Raw genomic sequence first — 1,853 nt, forward strand, 5'->3', positions numbered from 1 at the left:
CAGTCATGCTGCGCCAGATGCGCGCGCAGCGCGGCGTCCAGCGCCGGCGCCGCGCGGCCGAAGCGGCGCGCCGCGCGCTCCAGGAAATGCGCGAAGAGCAGCGGCACATCCTCGCGCCGCTCGCGCAAGGGGGGCACGCGCAGCGTCACCACATGCAGGCGGTAATAGAGATCCTCGCGGAAGCCGCCGCGCTTCACCAGCTCGATCAGCGGCAGCTTGGTGGCGGCGACCACGCGCAGATCCAGCCGCCGCACCTCGTTGGTGCCGAGCGGCGCGATCTCGCGACTTTCCAGCACCCGGAGAAGTTTCACCTGCATGGCGGGCGACATCGCCTCGATCTCGTCGAGGAACAGCGTGCCGCCATCGGCATGCTCGATGCGGCCGACGCGGCGCTTCTGCGCGCCGGTGAAGGCGCCGGCCTCATGGCCGAACAGCTCGCTCTCCATCACGCTCTCGGGCAGCGCGCCGCAGTTCAGCGCGACGAAGGGGCGGTGGGCGCGGCGGCTCCAGCGATGCAGCGCGCCCGCCACCACATCCTTGCCGCTGCCGGTCTCGCCCTCGACCAGCACGTCGATCTCGGCATCGGCGATCTGCCGCAGCGTCGCGCGCAGCCGCTCCATGGCGGGGGCGGCGCCGAGCAGCGTGTTGTCGCCCTCGGCCAGCGCCACGGCGCGCGCCAGGCGCCTGTTCTCCAGCACCAGCCGCCGCTGCTCCAGCGCGTGCCGCACCGAGGTGACCAGCTGCTCCGCCGGATAGGGCTTGGGCAGGAAGTGGAAGGCGCCGTCGCGCATCGCTTCCACCGCCATGGGGATGTCGCCATGGCCGGTGATCAGGATGACCGGCAGCCCGTCATCGGCCGCGCGCAGCCGGCGGAACAGCGCCAGCCCGTCCATGCCGGGCATGCGGATATCGGTCACCACCACGCCGGGGAAGCCGTCATCCACCACCTCCAGCGCCCGCGCGGCGGAGGGCACGGCCATCGCCTGCAGCCCGGCCAGCGCGAAGCTCTGCAGATTGGCCTCGCGCAGCATCGCGTCATCGTCGACGAACAGCACATCCATCAGGCGGCCAACTCCAGCTCCAGCACGAACAGCGCGCCGGATGCGGTCTCCGGCGCCTCCAGCGTGCCGCCGAGATCGGCGGCGATCTGGCGCGAGATCACCAGACCCAGCCCCAGCCCGGCGGATTTGGTGGTGGTGAAGGGCATGAACAACGCCTGCCGCACCGCCGGCGCCAGGCCGGGGCCATTGTCGGCGACGCGGATGCGCACCCGCCCGCCCTCCGCCGCGGCGCCGATGGCGATGCGGCCCTCGGGCTGGTCCTGCAAGGCCTCGATGGCGTTCTGCACCAGATTGACCAGGATCTGCTCCAGCCGCACCCGTTCCACCCGCACCATCGGCTCGCCCTCGATGGCGAGATCGACCGCGATGCCGTGCTGGCGCAGCCGGTGGCCGAGCAGCAGCAGCGCGCCCTCGATGGCGCCGCGCACCGGCTCGGGGCGGGTCTCGCCGGTGCTCTTGCGGGCGAAGCCGCGCAGCCCGGCGGTGATGGCGCCGATCCGCTCGGTCAGCGTCGCGATGGTGCCCATGGCGCGCCGCGCGGCGCCGCTGTCGCCGCGCTCGGCCAGCAGCGCGGCATTGTCGGCGAAGCTGCGGATGGCGGCGACCGGCTGGTTGATCTCATGCGCCACGCTGGCGGTGATCTGGCCCAGCACCGCCAGGCGGTTGGCCTGGCCCAGCTCGTCGCGCAGCCGCATCAGCGCGGCCTCGGCGCGGCGGCGCTCCTCCACCTCGTCGCGCAGCTCGGCATTGGCGGCGCGCAGCTCGGCGGTGCGCTGCGCCACCTCGGCCTCC

At 73.2% G+C, this 1,853-nt stretch carries 2 protein-coding genes; both read right to left on the reverse strand.

What is annotated here, in order from left to right; genetic code table 11:
- The coding region (locus HMPREF0731_RS19965; protein WP_007006025.1) for a sigma-54-dependent transcriptional regulator at window positions 1–1,061 on the reverse strand (1,061 nt) is incomplete at its 3' end.
- Window positions 1,061–1,853, reverse strand: a 793-nt coding sequence (locus HMPREF0731_RS19970; protein ID WP_007006026.1) for a sensor histidine kinase, incomplete at its 5' end; no start/stop codon positions are given. The genes HMPREF0731_RS19970 and HMPREF0731_RS19965, both read right to left, overlap by 1 nt.

It is taken from the genome of Pseudoroseomonas cervicalis ATCC 49957 (assembly GCF_000164635.1).
In the GTDB taxonomy this organism is placed as follows: Bacteria; Pseudomonadota; Alphaproteobacteria; order Acetobacterales; family Acetobacteraceae; genus Pseudoroseomonas; species Pseudoroseomonas cervicalis.